The organism is Calditrichia bacterium (assembly GCA_020634975.1).
Classification (GTDB): domain Bacteria; phylum Calditrichota; class Calditrichia; order RBG-13-44-9; family J075; genus JACKAQ01.
In genome coordinates this window covers 840,106-855,736 of the sequence record JACKAQ010000001.1, presented here as the reverse complement: position 1 = coordinate 855,736, position 15,631 = coordinate 840,106, and the positions used below count along the sequence as shown (strand labels likewise).

13 protein-coding genes are annotated in these 15,631 nt (G+C 48.1%); 11 read left to right on the top strand and 2 right to left on the bottom strand.

Going from position 1 to position 15,631, the window contains the following annotated elements; all coding sequences use genetic code 11:
* The first annotated feature begins 183 nt into the window (after nucleotides 1-183).
* The 5 genes from H6629_03335 (at nucleotide 184) to H6629_03315 (ending at nucleotide 7,052) form a co-directional block, all read left to right on the top strand.
* A complete protein-coding gene (locus H6629_03335; GenBank protein MCB9066833.1) occupies nucleotides 184-1,941 on the top strand; it encodes a hypothetical protein in 1,758 nt (585 codons plus the stop codon).
* An 84-nt stretch (nucleotides 1,942-2,025) separates the two neighbouring features.
* Entirely contained in the window at nucleotides 2,026-2,574 is a 549-nt protein-coding gene (locus H6629_03330) for a DinB family protein (protein ID MCB9066832.1), read from the top strand.
* Nucleotides 2,575-2,599: 25 nt separating this feature from the next.
* The gene (locus tag H6629_03325) at nucleotides 2,600-3,817 is read left to right on the top strand and encodes an aminomethyl transferase family protein (protein MCB9066831.1); all 1,218 of its coding nucleotides are present in this window, start codon (nucleotides 2,600-2,602) and stop codon (nucleotides 3,815-3,817) included.
* Nucleotides 3,818-3,855: 38 nt separating this feature from the next.
* Nucleotides 3,856-5,448: an NAD(P)/FAD-dependent oxidoreductase gene (locus tag H6629_03320; GenBank protein ID MCB9066830.1), complete on the top strand. Its 1,593-nt coding sequence runs from the start codon at nucleotides 3,856-3,858 to the stop codon at nucleotides 5,446-5,448.
* A gap of 20 nt (nucleotides 5,449-5,468) precedes the next feature.
* The gene (locus H6629_03315; GenBank protein ID MCB9066829.1) at nucleotides 5,469-7,052 is read left to right on the top strand and encodes an NAD(P)/FAD-dependent oxidoreductase; all 1,584 of its coding nucleotides are present in this window, start codon (nucleotides 5,469-5,471) and stop codon (nucleotides 7,050-7,052) included.
* Between the two features lie 15 nt (nucleotides 7,053-7,067).
* Here the strand turns inward: H6629_03315 and H6629_03310 are convergent, their stop codons facing one another.
* Entirely contained in the window at nucleotides 7,068-8,171 is a 1,104-nt protein-coding gene (locus tag H6629_03310) for a T9SS type A sorting domain-containing protein (GenBank protein MCB9066828.1), read from the bottom strand.
* Between the two features lie 309 nt (nucleotides 8,172-8,480).
* Here H6629_03310 and H6629_03305 point away from each other — a divergent pair, with 309 nt between their 5' ends.
* Complete coding sequence (locus H6629_03305; GenBank protein ID MCB9066827.1) at nucleotides 8,481-9,227, top strand: NAD(P)H-hydrate epimerase; 747 nt, start codon at nucleotides 8,481-8,483, stop codon at nucleotides 9,225-9,227.
* Here the strand turns inward: H6629_03305 and H6629_03300 are convergent.
* A complete protein-coding gene (locus H6629_03300) occupies nucleotides 9,224-9,589 on the bottom strand; it encodes a methylated-DNA--[protein]-cysteine S-methyltransferase (GenBank protein ID MCB9066826.1) in 366 nt (121 codons plus the stop codon). The genes H6629_03305 and H6629_03300 overlap by 4 nt on opposite strands.
* 445 nt (nucleotides 9,590-10,034) lie before the next feature.
* Here H6629_03300 and H6629_03295 point away from each other — a divergent pair, with 445 nt between their 5' ends.
* From H6629_03295 to H6629_03275, 5 genes are all read left to right on the top strand, one after another.
* Nucleotides 10,035-11,984 (top strand): hypothetical protein, encoded by a 1,950-nt coding sequence (locus tag H6629_03295; protein ID MCB9066825.1) that lies wholly within the window; start codon nucleotides 10,035-10,037, stop codon nucleotides 11,982-11,984.
* 37 nt (nucleotides 11,985-12,021) lie between these two features.
* Nucleotides 12,022-12,327, top strand: a complete 306-nt coding sequence (locus tag H6629_03290) for an STAS domain-containing protein (protein MCB9066824.1) — start codon at nucleotides 12,022-12,024, stop codon at nucleotides 12,325-12,327.
* A gap of 16 nt (nucleotides 12,328-12,343) precedes the next feature.
* A complete protein-coding gene (locus H6629_03285; protein ID MCB9066823.1) occupies nucleotides 12,344-12,709 on the top strand; it encodes a response regulator in 366 nt (121 codons plus the stop codon).
* Nucleotides 12,709-14,838: a chemotaxis protein CheA gene (locus tag H6629_03280; GenBank protein MCB9066822.1), complete on the top strand. Its 2,130-nt coding sequence runs from the start codon at nucleotides 12,709-12,711 to the stop codon at nucleotides 14,836-14,838. The genes H6629_03285 and H6629_03280 overlap by 1 nt, the downstream gene beginning before the upstream one ends.
* A gap of 65 nt (nucleotides 14,839-14,903) precedes the next feature.
* Nucleotides 14,904-15,563, top strand: coding sequence for a hypothetical protein (locus H6629_03275; GenBank protein ID MCB9066821.1), 660 nt, complete (start codon nucleotides 14,904-14,906; stop codon nucleotides 15,561-15,563).
* Nucleotides 15,564-15,631: the final 68 nt, after the last annotated feature.

The window sequence follows — 15,631 nt, the reverse complement described above, 5'->3', positions numbered from 1 at the left end:
TTATGTTTGGGGCAAACGCCCGTTTGCCCCTTTTTAAACTTTGAAATCTAATAATCCCCCAAAAATTACGCCCAAAAATCTGGCGAAAAGCGCAAATCTTGCCACAAATACCTGTTTGGTGTGAACTTTTCAAAATTTCAACCGTTGATCAATGCGTTGGGAAAAAGCCAAACGGAGATTGGGATGTCGCTAACCACAGATGTAATTTCCAGAAATTATCAGAGCACGTTGCAACTGGTTGAAACGTTGCTGCGCCGTGATTTCCGGCAACGCGGATACGACAGCGAAATCAGCGCTGAACTCGACGATTTGTGCCTTTCCGTGATCGGGCACGAGCCGGTTGTGCTGCTGATTCAGCAAATCCCGTTCGAGCCGTCGGTTTACCAACCCCTTGTTTTATCTGCAATTGACGAAGTTAAACGTTTGTTTTTTCCGGACATCCGCAAAAAGCGATTTGTATCCATCGATGCGCTGAACGGCGATACGGAATGGCTGGCCGACGAGCCGGAAATCGATGAGGAATCGCCGCAACCGGAGCTTGCAGATGCGCTCGAAAACCTGATTTCCCGCGAATCAAATGAATATCTGCAAAACATTATCGCGCCGGTTTTTCCGGAGTGGCAGCATCAGCTGAGCTATTGGTGGCAATCTACCCGAAATCACAGTTTCGCCGAAATCGCTGAAACCATCGAACAGCGGGTGCAACTGCTGAAAACCCATTTTCCGTCGGGTAATTTTGTGAATTTCGCGCAAATCGATAGCGAACAATCGCTCAGCGATGCGGAGATTCGCCATATTTTCCTGCAATTTTATTTGGGAATGGAGCGTAGTTTGCCCACCGCTTTTTTGCAAACGGATGGCGACAATCGCGCCGCGGTGATGGTTCAAACGTTGTTCGAAACGCTGCAACTTTCGCCGGAACATGTGCTCGATCAAAAAGATGAAACGTTTTTTATCCGCCACAAATTGCAGAGTGTGTATCGCTATTTCAATTATTCCGCCAATCGCGTACTGCTCAATGCGTTTCCGGCGGCGATTGCGCCGTGGCAAAACAGTAAAATTGCCCCGCAATTTTGGGATGATCCCCAAAACCGGGTGGACGCAATTTGCTGGTTGGTGGAAAAACGGCTGAAATTGAATCCGGACGCGCTGTTTCGCAAATCACCCGACCGGGACGATTTTGCGGCAAACGGATTGTCATATATGTTCAACACATTTTATAACTCGGTTTCCCGGGCGCTGGCGGAGGCGTATCCCGAAAAACAACCGTGGGAACTGGGCAAAGTACCTTTCGATTTCTGGAATAACGATACTGCCGCAGCGGCAATCCGCTGGATGATTAACCAAAAAAGCTGGCATCCGGACGAACTGCCGGAAAAAGTGCGCACCCGCGAGCTGACTCGCAAAACGTTCAGCGAATTCGGGTTGGCAACCGTGTTTGAAAAACGATTTGCGAAAAATATTTTCCGGGCGATTTCCGCCGCTTATCCGGGACGCTACTATCCGTGGGAACTGGGCAAAGTGCCCGGCAGCTATTGGGAAGCGCCGGAAAACGTGTTCAGCGCATCGCGCTGGGTGGCGGAAAAAGCAGGTATTCCCGAAACGGAAATTGTGCCCGCCGTTCGCCAATCGCGGTTAACCTGGCAGGAATTTTCCCAACATTCAATTGGCGCTGTGCTCAAAAAACACGCCAAAGGCGATCTGGTGCGGATGTTCGCGCCGCAATTTTGGCGCTCCCGCAGGGAACAGTTGAAAGAGCACAAATTGCTCAAAAAAATCAATCACTTAAAACAGGCTGAACATAAAACCAATTTGTTCCATCTGCTGCTGTACGGGTTGTTTTATTCGCAAATTCAACAATCTGCCCACCAAAATATTCAACGTTATCAACGCCTCGAGCGACGAATCCAACTGCGATCTTCGCAGTTTTCTGACCGATAAATCGCGCAATTTCTCTTGCCTATTGTTTCAAAACGCTTATCTTTAGTTGTTTTGGAGAATAGCGATTGAAGGGAGAAAATATAATTGGTTCCGGCTATTCGGGAACGATTTGAACAATCCGAACGGTTGCGGCAGCAATTGTTGGTGGATGTTCAGGATTTGGATGAGATGCAAATGGCTTTTCGCCCGGCATACGATGCCTGGAGCATTGTTCAGGTGCTTCAACATTTGATGCTGGTGGAATCGGCTGTTTTGCAATATTTGGAAAAAAAACTGCAGGCTACCACCTTTCCCAACGCCGGATTTGGTGCAAAAATTCGCAGCAAATTGCTGAATGTTGCACTCCGGATGCCGGTAAAAGTGAAAGCGCCGCAGGGACTTGCGCAACCGGTCCGCGCGATGACGTTTTGGGATGTTGCCAAACGCTGGAACGATAACCGCGATGCGCTCGAATCGATGCTCGGAAAATTAACTGAAGACCATTTGGACAGCGCGATTTTCAAACATCTGATTGCCGGATATTTAAATGTTTTCCAAATGTTCGATTTTATCGACAATCACCTGAGGCATCACATTATTCAGGTGAACCGAATTAAAGCCGCCAAAGATTTCCCTCAAATACAATATGAATAGAATGAACCGGATCAAAGGAGCCTGAATGCCATTGCCAACGCCCTTTCACTCTCGCACCGCTCCGCTTTGCCGGAGTATGGAATGGCGGGATTGGGCGGGATATCTTGCCGCTGTGACATACGAAAAAAGTCACGAATTCGAGTATTTTGCGATTCGCAACGCCGCAGCGTTGATCGATGTGACACCGCTGTTCAAATACGAAATCAGCGGTACAGATGCCTCGAAATTGGTAGATCGCATTATTACGCGCGATGTGAGCAAGTGCAAAATTGGGCAAGTGCTGTACACACCGTGGTGCGATGAATTCGGGCGAATGATGGATGACGGCACCGTTCAACGATTTTCCGAAGAGCGATTTCGCATCACATCTGCGCAGCCTAACTGGCGCTGGTTCCGGGATTGCGGTTTTGGCATGAACGCAACCGTAACGGACATCACCGAAAAAATAGCCACGCTCTCGCTGCAGGGACCGAATGCCCGGGCAATTTTGAGCGAAGTTGTCACGGAAGGCGATGTGGCATCGTTGCGATTTTTCCATTTGCTGGAAACAAAAGTAGACGACGTACAAACGGTCATCACCCGCACCGGTTACACCGGCGATTTGGGATATGAAATTTGGGTGGATTATCATCACGCAGAACGACTGTGGGATATTTTGATGGCAGCCGGTCGCGCATACGGCATCACGCCGGCCGGGCTGGCTGCGATGGATATCGCCCGGGTGGAAGCCGGGCTGATCCTCAACGATGTCGATTACGTTTCCGCCAACCGCGCGCTCATTGATGCCCAAACCGCAACGCCGTTCGAAGCCGGATTGGGTTGGGCGGTGCAGCTTCGCAAAAAACGATTTGTCGGGCAACGGGCGCTGATCGATGAAAAAAAGCGCGGACCAAAATGGCAATTGGTCGGCTTGACAGCCGATTGGGAAGTGATCGAAAAACGATTTAACGAAGCCGGGCTGGCACCGCAAATTGCCGGACGCGCCTCCCGCGATGGCGTGCCCGTTTACGCCAACGGGAAACAGGTTGGACAGGCAACCAGCCGGACATTCTCGCCTATCTTAAAAAAATACATTGCTTTAGCAACGCTGGAAACACCGTTTGCAGAGCCGGGGAAGAATCTCGAAATGGAATTGACTGTGCAATACAGCCGTCACAAAATTCCCGCGACGGTCACCAAATTGCCGTTTTTCAACCCGGAACGCAAACGGCTGAATATTTCCGGAACCAAAATAGAAGAATAAAAAATAGCCGGCAATCGCAGCCGGGAAGCAAAAAAACGATGAAAAAATACGATGCCATTGTTATTGGCGGCGGGCACAACGGGCTGGTAAATGCCGCATATCTCGCCAAAGCCGGGAAAAAAGTGCTGGTGCTGGAGCGGCGTCACCTCGTTGGCGGCGCAACCGTAACCGAAGAAATTTTTCCGGGATTTAAATATAGCGTGTTTTCGTATGTGGTCAGTTTGCTGCGCCCGGAAATCATCCGCGATTTATCGCTGCCCAAACACGGGCTGATGATGTTGCCGCTGGAAAGCACCCTCACGCCGCTACCGGATGGCAACTACCTTTACCGCGATGGCGATCCCAACAAAACGCGCCGGAATATCGCCAGATTTTCGCCGAGCGATGCGGAAGCCTATGCCGAATACGGTCGCGAAATGCATTTTCTGGCGAAAGCCGTAAAACCGCTGTTGGGCATTGTGCCGCCGGACCCGTCGTCCAATCGTCCCGGCGATTTGTACGGTTTGTTCGATGTTGCCAAAACCATGTTGAAATTACCCACCGAACAGGTGTATCAACTGATCAAAATTATGACGATGAGCAGTGCAGATTTTCTGGAACGCTGGTTCGAGAGCGATCCGCTGATTGCCACGCTATCCGCGAGCGGCATCATCGGAACGTTTTTGGGACCGCGTTCACCGGGATCGGCGTATGTGTTGCTGCACCATTATATGGGCGAAATCGACGGTAATTTTCGGGCATGGGGATTTGCCCGCGGCGGCACCGGTTCGGTTGCGAACGCTATTGCCGCGGCTGCCCAATCGTTTGGTGTGGAAATTCGCACGCTGGCATCGGTGGATCAGGTGATCGTCAAAAGCGGGAAAGCAACCGGCGTTGCGTTGAACACCGGGGAGGAAATTGCCGCGGATCTGGTGGTTTCTGCACTCGATCCATTTCACACATTTTTGCGGATGGTTGAAAAAGAGCACTTGCCGGCGGATTTGCGCAAATCGATCAAAAAATTCCGGTATCGCGGTTCATCCGGCAAAGTGAATCTGGCGCTGGACGGATTGCCGGAGCTGGCTTGCCTGCCGGGTGTTGGTCCGCATTTGCGCGGCGCGATATCCATCAGCCCGAGCGTGGATTATCTGGAACGCGCTTACGACGATGCAAAATACGGGCGATTTTCCCGCGAGCCATATATGGATATCATCATTCCATCGATGATCGATCCGGCGATGGCGCCGCCCGGAAAGCATGTGATGTCCTGTTTTGTGCAATATGCGCCATACGAATTGAGCGAGGGCAACTGGCGCGATCAGCGCGAGGCGTTTGGCGATGCCGTAGTGAACACGCTCAGCAAGTATTTCCCGAATATCAAAAATTTGATTTTGCACCGTCAGGTAATCACTCCGGCAGATATCGAGGAAACCACCGGATTGACGCAGGGCAACATTTTTCAGGGTGAATTGAGCCTTTCGCAGCTGTTTTTTCTGCGACCGGCGGCGGGCTGGGCAAAATATCGCACGCCCATCAAAGGCTATTACCAATGCGGCTCCGGCACGCATCCCGGCGGCGGAATTATGGGTGCACCGGGACGGCTGGCAGCGTTGGAAATTATAAATGATCTCAAACACGGCATCAATCGCTGAACAATTGAAAACAACTGAATATGGCAAATTACGACGCAATAATTATCGGTGGCGGGCATAACGGGCTGGTGTGTGCGGCTTCGCTGGCAAACGCACGAAAAAAAGTGCTGGTGCTGGAACAACGCCGCAACTTGGGCGGCGCCGCTGCAACAGAGGAAGTTTTTCCGCAATTTTTGGTGAATACCGGCGCGACAGATGCCGGGTTGTTTCTGCCGGAAATTATTGAAAAATTTGGACTTGTCGCCGCTGGATTGCAGGTGTTCCAGAGCGATGCCGCCGTATTTGCACCGCAGCCGGACGGCACAGCCATCACCCTTTGGCGCGACCTGAATCGCACGGTTTCGGAGCTGCAAACGCTCTATCCGGATGATGCCAAACGATTTTTGAAATTCAACGCCAAAATGAATAAAATGAGCCAGGCGTTGCGTCCCGCGTTGTTGCGCAGCGCGCCGAATATTGATTCGCTGAACGTTCGGGAGTTGATTGAATGGGCACAGCCAGCCTTAAAAATTCGCCAACTCGGCAAAAAAGATATGATGGAATTTCTGCGCGTTTTACCGCTTTCTGCCAGCGAATTGCTCGATGAATGGTTCCAGAGTGCCGCGTTGAAAGGCTTGCTGAGCACCATTGGCGTCACCGCCAGTCACCTCGGGCCGCGAGCGGCGGGAACAGCGTTTTTGATGCTGTACCATTACACCGGGCGGGAAAACGGCGGATTTAAATCGAGCTGGTTTATTCGCGGCGGCATCGGTCGGTTGGCGGAATCGCTGGCGGAATATGCCCGGAAAAACGGTGCGGAAATTCGCGTCGCCAGCCCGGTGGACCAGATTTTTGTGAACGATCAGGACGAAGCCGTTGGCGTCCGGCTGGAAGACGGTGAAAAACTGTTCGCCAAAGCGATTATCTCCAACGCCAATCCCCGAACCACTTTTTTTGATCTCGTCGGTGCGCCCTATCTCGATCCGGGATTTGTGCGCAACGTGCAAAACATCCGCTTTCGCGGCGTAACCGCGCGGATGAATCTGGCGCTAAAGCGATTGCCAACTTTCACCGCAGCCAGCGGCGATCCCAAACAATTGAGCGGTCACATCATCATCTCGCCGTCCGTTGATTATCTGGAACGCGCATCTGATGCCGCCAAATATGGCGATTTCTCGCGCCAGCCGATGCTCGATATTGTCATCCCGACGATATCCGATCCGACATTGGCGCCGGAAGGGAAGCATATTATGAACATCAACATGCAGTATGCGCCGTATCAATTGCGCAGCGGCAGTTGGGAAAGCGAACGGGAATCGCTCGCCGAAACGATCATCCAAACTTTGGCGGAATATGCACCGGATTTACCGGATGCGATCGATCAGCAGCAGCTGATTACGCCGCTGGATTGGGAGCGGGATTACGGTTTGGCGGAAGGTTGCGGCTATCACGGTCAAATGGCACTCGATCAGCTCATGTTTATGCGTCCCGTTGCGGGTTGGGGACGCCATCGCACGCCGATCAAAAATCTGTTTCTCTGCGGCGCCGGAGCGCATCCCGGCGGCGGCGTAACCGGCGCACCCGGCTTCAACGCAGCCAAAGAAGTGCTCCGCACGCTTCGCTGAAAAAACCTCATTTCACTATTTCATCAACACCATTTTTTTTGCGGCGCGAAACTCACCGGCTTGAATGGTAACAAAATAAACGCCGCTAGGCAAATTGCTGCCGTTAAACGGGATTTCGTAACTACCGGCATCGAGCGTTTCGTTGAGCAGCGTTGCCACTTTTTGCCCCAAAATATTGAACACCGAAAGCGAAACACGGCTCCGCGCCGGAATCTGGAAGGGAATGCGGGTTTCCGGGTTAAACGGGTTCGGGTAATTTTGGGCAAGTTCAAAATTTTCGGGAATGCCCTGCGCAACCGGCGGGATGCCCACAAACAGGCTATTGTATTTTTGTGCAGCTTTGGCCAGCTCACTTTGCATCGCGGAAATATCGCTGCCGATCGCCAAACCGACAAACATATCCAGCGAATCACCGGGTGATAACGGAACGACATCTGCACCCAAAACGACAACCGAGCCAGATGTGCCGGCTGTATCTGCCGCAAAAACAGTATCTGCTGTCAGCCATTTCCGCAGGCTGTCATCGGACTGATTGTAATTGAAAAACCAATCGAACGCCACAATACTTTGCGGCAACGCAGAAAGCAGTTGGTAGCCGGACACCAGCGGCGCACCGTCGCGAAAGGTTGAAACGATGCCGTTCGATGCATCCGAATTCGTAATTTCATTTCCGAAAACACCGCCCACTTTCGGCAAAATTTCCAATCCCGGAATCGCCTGCAAAGTATCCGACTGTTTGTTGACAGTGCGAATCCGTGCGAGGGCGTAACCGCCGTCATTCCATAAATACACGTTGATTTTTGTTTCCACGTCCGGCGCGGCGTTGCTGTAGGCGTTGTCGATAACAACCGAAATTTCCTGATTGCTGAACTGCAGCAACGGCGTATCTACTGCGGCTGCGGCAAAAACGTTGCTCGCATCTTTCAGATAGTCAAATACGCCGGAATTCGCCGATCCGAAAAGCAGGGATACACGGTCATTTTGTGCAATACCGTCTGCCGACAAAATCCGGATGCCGCCGAAATTATCCAGCCGAACGCCGATATTTTCATTATAAACAGTGGTTTGCGCATGAGAAATATTAGCGAATGCAACCGCCAGCATTGCAAAAAGTGACATGATTTTTTTCCGAAACATCGTTATCCCCAGATTATTTTTTTGACAGGAAAATGTTTACGTATGTTTGAATATTGCAGTATTTTAGCCAAAAATTCAACCGATAAAAATTTGTTTTTTTTAAGGCGGCGGTTGGCTATTCGCCAAAAATGACTTGCTAATTGAGGGTTGATCTTCTTAATTTCAACTAAGATTCACATCCGGTTTGGGGAAGAATAATTGAACCGATGCACAAATTTGGGATCTGATACGAATTATTTCATACCAAAGATTGTGGAGGGAATTAAGATGTTTGCACCAACCGAATCCAGAATGATTAAACAATTTTCCACTGAAAACGGCACACTTGTACCGGCAGTTACCACCGAACAAATGATAGAAATTGACCGCGTTGCAATTGAGAAAACCGGTCCGGCGTTATTGCAAATGATGGAAAACGCCGGTCGAAATCTCGCCGAAATGGCCATCCAGATTTTGGGGAAACAATGGAGAGAAGCTGTAATTGTGGTGTTGGCCGGAAGCGGCGGCAACGGCGGTGGCGGTATCTGCGCAGCAAGGCATTTGGCCAACCGGAATGTGGATGTCCGGCTGTGTCTGGCAAATCCGGATTGCATGAGCGAGAGTGCGGCAAACCAATATCACATTTATTTATCCACGCCCGGCCGTGAAGTTAGCGGAACTGAACTGGCGAATGTGTATCCGGATTTAATTATTGACGCGCTGATCGGCTATAATCTGCAAAATGTGCCTAACCGGACTTTCGCGGAATTGATCGAATGGGCAAATAACAGCGAAGCACCGGTGCTGTCTCTCGATGTCCCGTCCGGCATTGATGCTACAACCGGAGAAGCGCCGGGAATCTGCATCCTTCCCCAATGGACGATGACGCTTGCCCTGCCGAAAACCGGGCTGCATGCAGCACAAGTCGGCGATTTGTGGCTGGCGGATATCGGCATCCCGGAAGGTGCGTATCGCCAGTTGGCAATTCAGTATAATTCCCCGTTCGGCAAACGGTTCCGGGTGGCGTTAAGCGAAGCGCCGACAGATTTCGCCCGTTAAATCAGCAAATATCCTTCATGGCGAAGCAGCCATTCTTTTCGCCATAAACCGCCGCCATAACCGATCAACATATCGTTTTTCCCGATCACCCTGTGACAGGGAATAATAATGGCAATCGGATTACTCCCATTGGCTTGCCCCACTGCACGTACTACTTTTTCATCACCCAATTCCTCTGCTATCTTTCCGTATGTGGTCGTTTGACCACATGGAATGGTTTGCAGCAACTGCCACACCCGTCGCTGGAACGCAGTTCCGGATGGACGCAACGGCAGTTCGAACTGTTTCCGTTCGCCGGAAAAATATTCCCTGAGCTGTTTTTTGCACTCCGTAACCCAAAAATTTTCCGTGCAACCTGCCATATTTGGCGTGTCATCACAGAAGTGCAATTCGGTAATGGCGCTGTTATCTGCCAAAATTTTAAGCCATCCGATTTCAGTATGAAAAAAACCACAAATTTTGCTAATGCTCAACCTGGCCACCTCGATATTAAGTAATGTGCCGTTGGTTTTTTCAAAATATACGATAGGAATTTTTCAAAACGAAATACTGTAACGGGATTCAGTAATCAAAATTGAGCAATTTACGCATCGCTGTTCAGGTTTTGGATTGCGCATGACGATAAAGTATGTATCGGCGCTTAAGGGATTGATTTACTAATGCAAGGATGGGGACTACACATTGACATCTTTTTCGAAGATTTTAAATCGAATCAAAACATCTTTTCCAACCGGCGAAACTGTTATAACCGAGGAACCGGAAAGCAAAGAAAAATTAGCCCAAAAAGCAGTTATTAGTTTAGCAGAGATGCAACGGATCAACCAGGCTGAAAAACAGCACCGGAACTGGGTTGAAAACTTGCAAAACATTCGCTCTGCGTTACAAAACACCATCGCCAACACAGAAGATGATTTTTTAAATGTTGGCAGCGGCCTTTTTTCACTCCAACAAAATGTCTCCGGTTTAACGCAATCCTCATATCAGGCATTAGACCTGATTTCCGGAAAAAATACGGAAGAAGTGCTCAACGGAATTACGATTGCAATGGATGAGATTAGCCATTCGCTGGATGTGGTTAACAAACATATTAAACGCGATATGAGCATTTTGGAAAAAATCGGCGTTACTTTTTCCGATGTTCACGATTTTCAGCGTGCGTTTAAAAAAGTGGTAAAAAATTTGCAGGTTTACAGCAAAGCCACACGAATTGAAAGCTCACGATTGCATACCCTGGGCGAAGATTTTCATACCCTTGCCCACAATGTTGGTGATCTGTCCGTTATTATTCATGAGAAATTTACAAAATTTTTCCGCAGCCTGAACTCGCTTCAGGGGTTGTTGGCCAGAACGATTAGCAGCATCAACACTCTGGAAAAAGAGCATTTGCAGAAAACGCAGGAAAATATCAACAATTCGTTGATCAATTTGGTTATGCTAACTGGCAAACAAACCGATTCGATGATTTTGGCAAATGAGGTTTCCCGGCAATCTGCAGATATTTCCAAAAGCATGAACACGATTGTCATGAATTTGCAAAGCCAGGATGCTACTCGCCAAATTGTTGAGCACGTTATCACTGCAATCGAAAAATTATGCGACGACATTCAACAGGCTGATAACAACGAAAATAACAATTTTAATCCCGAAACATTGATGGATATATCCATCGAAACACTTGCCGTCAGCCGATTGCAACATGCTCAGCTGGAAAAAGCCCGTAAAGATTTTGTCAAATCGGTAGAAAATATTCTCCGGAATATGCAAACCATTGGCGACCGGGTTTCGTTGTTGAATCGCGATATTAACAGCCTCGGCAATGCAAATAATGCATTGGACAATTCATTTTTCAAAAAAATTGAAGGCGATATTTCCGGATTGATAACCACGTTGATGGCAAATTCTGAAAACCGGGAAAAGCTGATCGATTATATTGTAACCGTTTCCAACGACATCACCGATTTTTCCGGTTTCATCAACGATATTGAGGAAATTGGTGAGAATATTGAACTTATCGCAATGAATGCGCGGATAAAAGCGGCGCGAGTTGGCGCAGAAGGCGCGGCGCTGGCCATCATCGCGGAGCACATTCAACAAAATTCTCTGGAAACACAACGCCACACTGCCTCGCTGCTAAAATTACTCAAATCAACAACCGGTGTTGCAACATCACTCCAGAACAGCCGGGAAAAAAGTGATGACGAGGTTAATATGAAACCTCAGCAAATGATGTTGGATCTGGAAAAACAATTGCACTCCTTCCGGGGAATTCAGAAAACGATTGGTGAAATGCTCACCAAAACAGCAACAATGAGCGACCAAATAAAAATGGATTTGCGGAAACGCATCGGTTCGGTCAGTGTGCACAGGGTTTTCGATCAATCCATTGGCGAAATTAGTCACCAATTGCAAAAGCTGATCCGGAATATCGAAATCCATACCCCGGAACTGCCGTTGGAACGTGTTCAGGAACGGCTGCGGGAATTGGAAAAAAATTACACAATGGAAAGCGAACGCAGTGTTCACAGCGCAATACTGACAGTTGATTCTGCCGAGACAGCGGATAAAAAAGCCAGTGCGCCAACCCAAGAGAATGAGCCGGAATTTTTCGACGAATTCGAAAATTTTGATCTTTTTGATGATGGCCCCGCCGTTGGCGATCCGCAAATGGAACAGGACGAATTTTCTCAAAATGATTCGCAAACTGTTGGAGATAATGAAGAAGCAGACGATTTGGGCGATAATGTAGATTTGTTTTAAAGAATACTTAATCAAAAGAAGTAACAGGGGCTGAAAAATGGAATTTTCGGTAACAACAACAGGTGAACAAACCGAACTGGTTTTAAATGGCGATTTGCAGATTATGTATGCAAATGAAATGCGCGATGTGTTGCTGCAGCATTTAACGACAGTTCAAAACCTGACCATCAATCTGACAGAGATTACTAATATCGATGTCTGCGGATTTCAACTGCTGTATGCAACCCGCCTTAGCGCAAAAAAAATGTCTAAAAATGTTGTGTTTAACACCGAAAATGCGGCCGTGCTACGGGAAATAGCTGCTGAAAACGGTTTTTCTTTAGATCGATTGATTCAACAATAAAATAGGAATAGGGCAAATGAGCAAAGTTATTATGACTGTCGATGATTCAAAAAGTATCCGGCAAATGGTCGGTTTCACACTGAGCCAGGCTGGCTACAGTGTTGTTGAAGCCTGCGACGGGTTGGATGCGCTGGAAAAGCTGAAAAGCAGTCCGGTAAACATGATCATCACCGATATCAACATGCCCAATCTGAACGGTATTGGGCTGATAGGGAAGGTTCGGCAAAATCCTTCTTACCGTTTTATCCCGATTGTGGCACTTACAACAGAATCGCAGGACACCAAAAAAATGGAAGCGAAACAAGCCGGTGCAACAGGTTGGATTGTGAAACCGTTTTCACCGGATCAACTATTAGCCGTTGTTAAAAAGGTGCTCAGATAATGATCGACCAATTCAAAGCCGCATTTTTTGAGGAAGCTGCCGAATTGCTGGAAAATTTGGAAACCAGCCTGCTGGATTTGGAAAACGATTTGAACAATCGTGAGCTGTTGGAAAGCGTTTTCCGGGTGATGCACACGTTAAAAGGCTCTGCCGGAATGGTGGAGTTAAACGCCGTGGAAGCCTTTGCGCACGAGTTGGAAACCGCATTTGACAAGGTTCGCGATGGTAAACTGCAGATGACGGACCAGTTAACCTCATTGACACTCCGCGCGAAGGATCAAATCCAGAATATGATTTCCGAATCTGGCGATTATGACCAGCAGGAGGTGCAGGAAATTATCCGGCTTGTCAAAAACATGGTTGGCGAAAAAACAGAAAAAAGTGATGTAAGTGAAGAAAGAACAGATGTTAAAGAGTCGCAGGAAAAGGCAGTTAAGAAATTATTTGCAATCCATTTTAAACCCGCCGAAACGCTGTTGATTAACGGCAGCAATCCATTTTTTCTGTTGGAAGAACTGCAGGAATTGGGGGAATGCACCATTATTATGAATGCATCCCGGGTGCCAGATCTGGAAAGCATTGCACCGGAAAACTGCTATCTGGAATGGCAGATTATTATTTGCACCGCCAAAACCCACAACGATTTGGAAGATGTTTTCATCTTTGTTGTGGACGATTGCGAGCTGAATGTCCGGGAATTGGCAGATGACGCCGGTTACGATCTTGAGGAAATCCAAAAGGATTTGAAGGACTTAACAACTGATGACACTTTTTTGGGCGATGCCGAATTGCAATCGGTTTTTGATCGTCACAAAAAACAGCAGCCAGAGCCGCCGCAGCCAACTGAACCCCAAAAAATAATACAAAAAACTGAAAATTCAGCGCCGAAAACGGTTGAGAACAAACCGGCTCCGGCACAAAACATTAATGCAACACCGGAAAAATCGGCGGTGCGGAAAGATGCAAAAGAAGCCACTATCCGTGTACCGTCCGGACGGTTGGATGAACTGGTGAATCTGGTTGGTGAGTTGGTTACACTGAATGCCCGCCTTACCCAACACACGCTTTCGCAGGATGATCAGGAATTGACCGGCATTTCCGAAAGCCTGGACCGCTTAACCAGCCAATTGCGCAATAGCGCATTAAATATGCGAATGATACCCGTTGGCACTTTGTTTTCAAGGTTTTCGCGATTAGCGCGGGATCTTGGACGGGAATTAAATAAAGATATCGAATTGTTTACCAGCGGCGAAGAAACAGAAATGGACAAAACCGTTATCGAACGGTTAAATGATCCGATGGTTCACCTGATTCGCAATTGCGCAGATCACGGTATCGAATCTACTGAAGATCGCATTGCCAAAGGAAAACCAGCCAATGGAACTATCTCTTTAACGGCGCAATATTCTGGTGCGCATGTGATGATTCAAATAAAAGATGACGGCAAAGGTTTGGATATCGAAGCGATTCGGGCTAAAGCGATCGACAGAGGGTTGATCGACCCGGACACACGTGTTTCTGATACCGAATTGTTTCAATACGTTTTCCATTCCGGATTTTCGACTGCCAAACAAATTACCAAGGTTTCCGGGCGCGGCGTTGGGTTGGATGTTGTCCGGCGAACCATCGAAGAATTGCGCGGTACTATCACACTATTCAGCGAACCGGGTGTTGGCACAACCTTTACGCTCAAATTGCCGCTAACGCTGGCGATTATCGACGGGCTGCTCGTTTCGATTGGCGATGGCTATTATGTGCTGCCGCTATCCAGCGTTCACGAATGCCTGGAATTTTCCCGTGCCCAGGTGGGTACGTATCAGTATCAAAATTTGGTTAATTTGCGTGGCAAACTGGTGCCATACATTAACCTCCGCAACATGTTTGGCGTAACAACGGAAGAACCGGAAATACAGCAGGTTGTGATTGCCGAAATTAACAACCAGCATATTGGGTTTGTCGTGGATAATGTCATCGGGCAACATCAAACCGTCATCAAATCTCTTGGAAAAATATCTCAGGATCTGGAAGGATTATCCGGCGCCACTATTATGGGCAATGGGTCAATTGCATTAATTCTGGACATTTTTGGAATTTACAAGCAAGCGCTTCAAAAAGGCGAGCTGGCGTAACTTCGGCATTGATCTTCAAAAATTAAGCATCTTTATTCGCTAATATCATACGGAAAGGTTCGGAAATGGGTAATCTAAAACTGACAATGCGGACGAAATTATTAGCCGCTTTGCTGATATCGAGTGTTTTGGGAATGGGGATCGTTGGAACATTATCGTTTTATAGTGCTGAAAACATGATAGAACAAGATGTATCCAATCAACTGGTTTCGGTTCGGGAGATAAAAGCCCGGCAGGTTGAAAATTATTTTGGATTTATCCGAAAGCAGGTACTCACATTTTCACAAGACCAAATGATCATCGATGCCATGCGCGAATTCAAAGCCGCATATCATGATGCTTCCATGCTCGATAATGTCTCCCCGGAAGAGCTTGCAAAATATGAGGAAAAAGTAAAAAGCTACTATCGTTCCGAATATTTGACACGGCTGCAGCCGAATGTGGATGATAAGCGGAATCTTGACCAATATTGGCCGGGAGAGGCGCAAAGCACCTATTTACAATACCATTATCTGGCAATAACCCGAACGCCACCGGAGAAAAACATAACCTGGATTATGCAGAAGACGGCAGCTATTACAGCGAATTGCACGCAAAATATCACCCGATTATCCGCAGTTATCTGCAAAATTTTGGTTATTACGATATTTTTCTGGTCGATCCGGAAACTGGACACATCGTTTACACCGTGTTTAAAGAAGTTGACTATTCCACAAGCCTGTTAACAGGTCCATATGCGAACACCAATTTTGGAAAAGCATTTAAAGACGCGCGTGCTGCCAACAGCCCGGAT

Bases quoted from the DNA above. Each gene is read 5' to 3' on its own strand.
- H6629_03300 (MCB9066826.1), bottom strand. From the start codon at position 9,589: ATGGCAGGTTGCACGGAAAATTTTTGGGTTACGGAGTGCAAAAAACAG.
- H6629_03320 (MCB9066830.1), top strand. From the start codon at position 3,856: ATGAAAAAATACGATGCCATTGTTATTGGCGGCGGGCACAACGGGCTG.
- H6629_03305 (MCB9066827.1), top strand. From the start codon at position 8,481: ATGATTAAACAATTTTCCACTGAAAACGGCACACTTGTACCGGCAGTT.
- H6629_03275 (MCB9066821.1), top strand. From the start codon at position 14,904: ATGGGTAATCTAAAACTGACAATGCGGACGAAATTATTAGCCGCTTTG.
- H6629_03335 (MCB9066833.1), top strand. From the start codon at position 184: ATGTCGCTAACCACAGATGTAATTTCCAGAAATTATCAGAGCACGTTG.
- H6629_03315 (MCB9066829.1), top strand. From the start codon at position 5,469: ATGGCAAATTACGACGCAATAATTATCGGTGGCGGGCATAACGGGCTG.
- H6629_03310 (MCB9066828.1), bottom strand. From the start codon at position 8,171: ATGTCACTTTTTGCAATGCTGGCGGTTGCATTCGCTAATATTTCTCAT.
- H6629_03295 (MCB9066825.1), top strand. From the start codon at position 10,035: ATGCAACGGATCAACCAGGCTGAAAAACAGCACCGGAACTGGGTTGAA.
- H6629_03285 (MCB9066823.1), top strand. From the start codon at position 12,344: ATGAGCAAAGTTATTATGACTGTCGATGATTCAAAAAGTATCCGGCAA.
- H6629_03290 (MCB9066824.1), top strand. From the start codon at position 12,022: ATGGAATTTTCGGTAACAACAACAGGTGAACAAACCGAACTGGTTTTA.
- H6629_03280 (MCB9066822.1), top strand. From the start codon at position 12,709: ATGATCGACCAATTCAAAGCCGCATTTTTTGAGGAAGCTGCCGAATTG.
- H6629_03325 (MCB9066831.1), top strand. From the start codon at position 2,600: ATGCCATTGCCAACGCCCTTTCACTCTCGCACCGCTCCGCTTTGCCGG.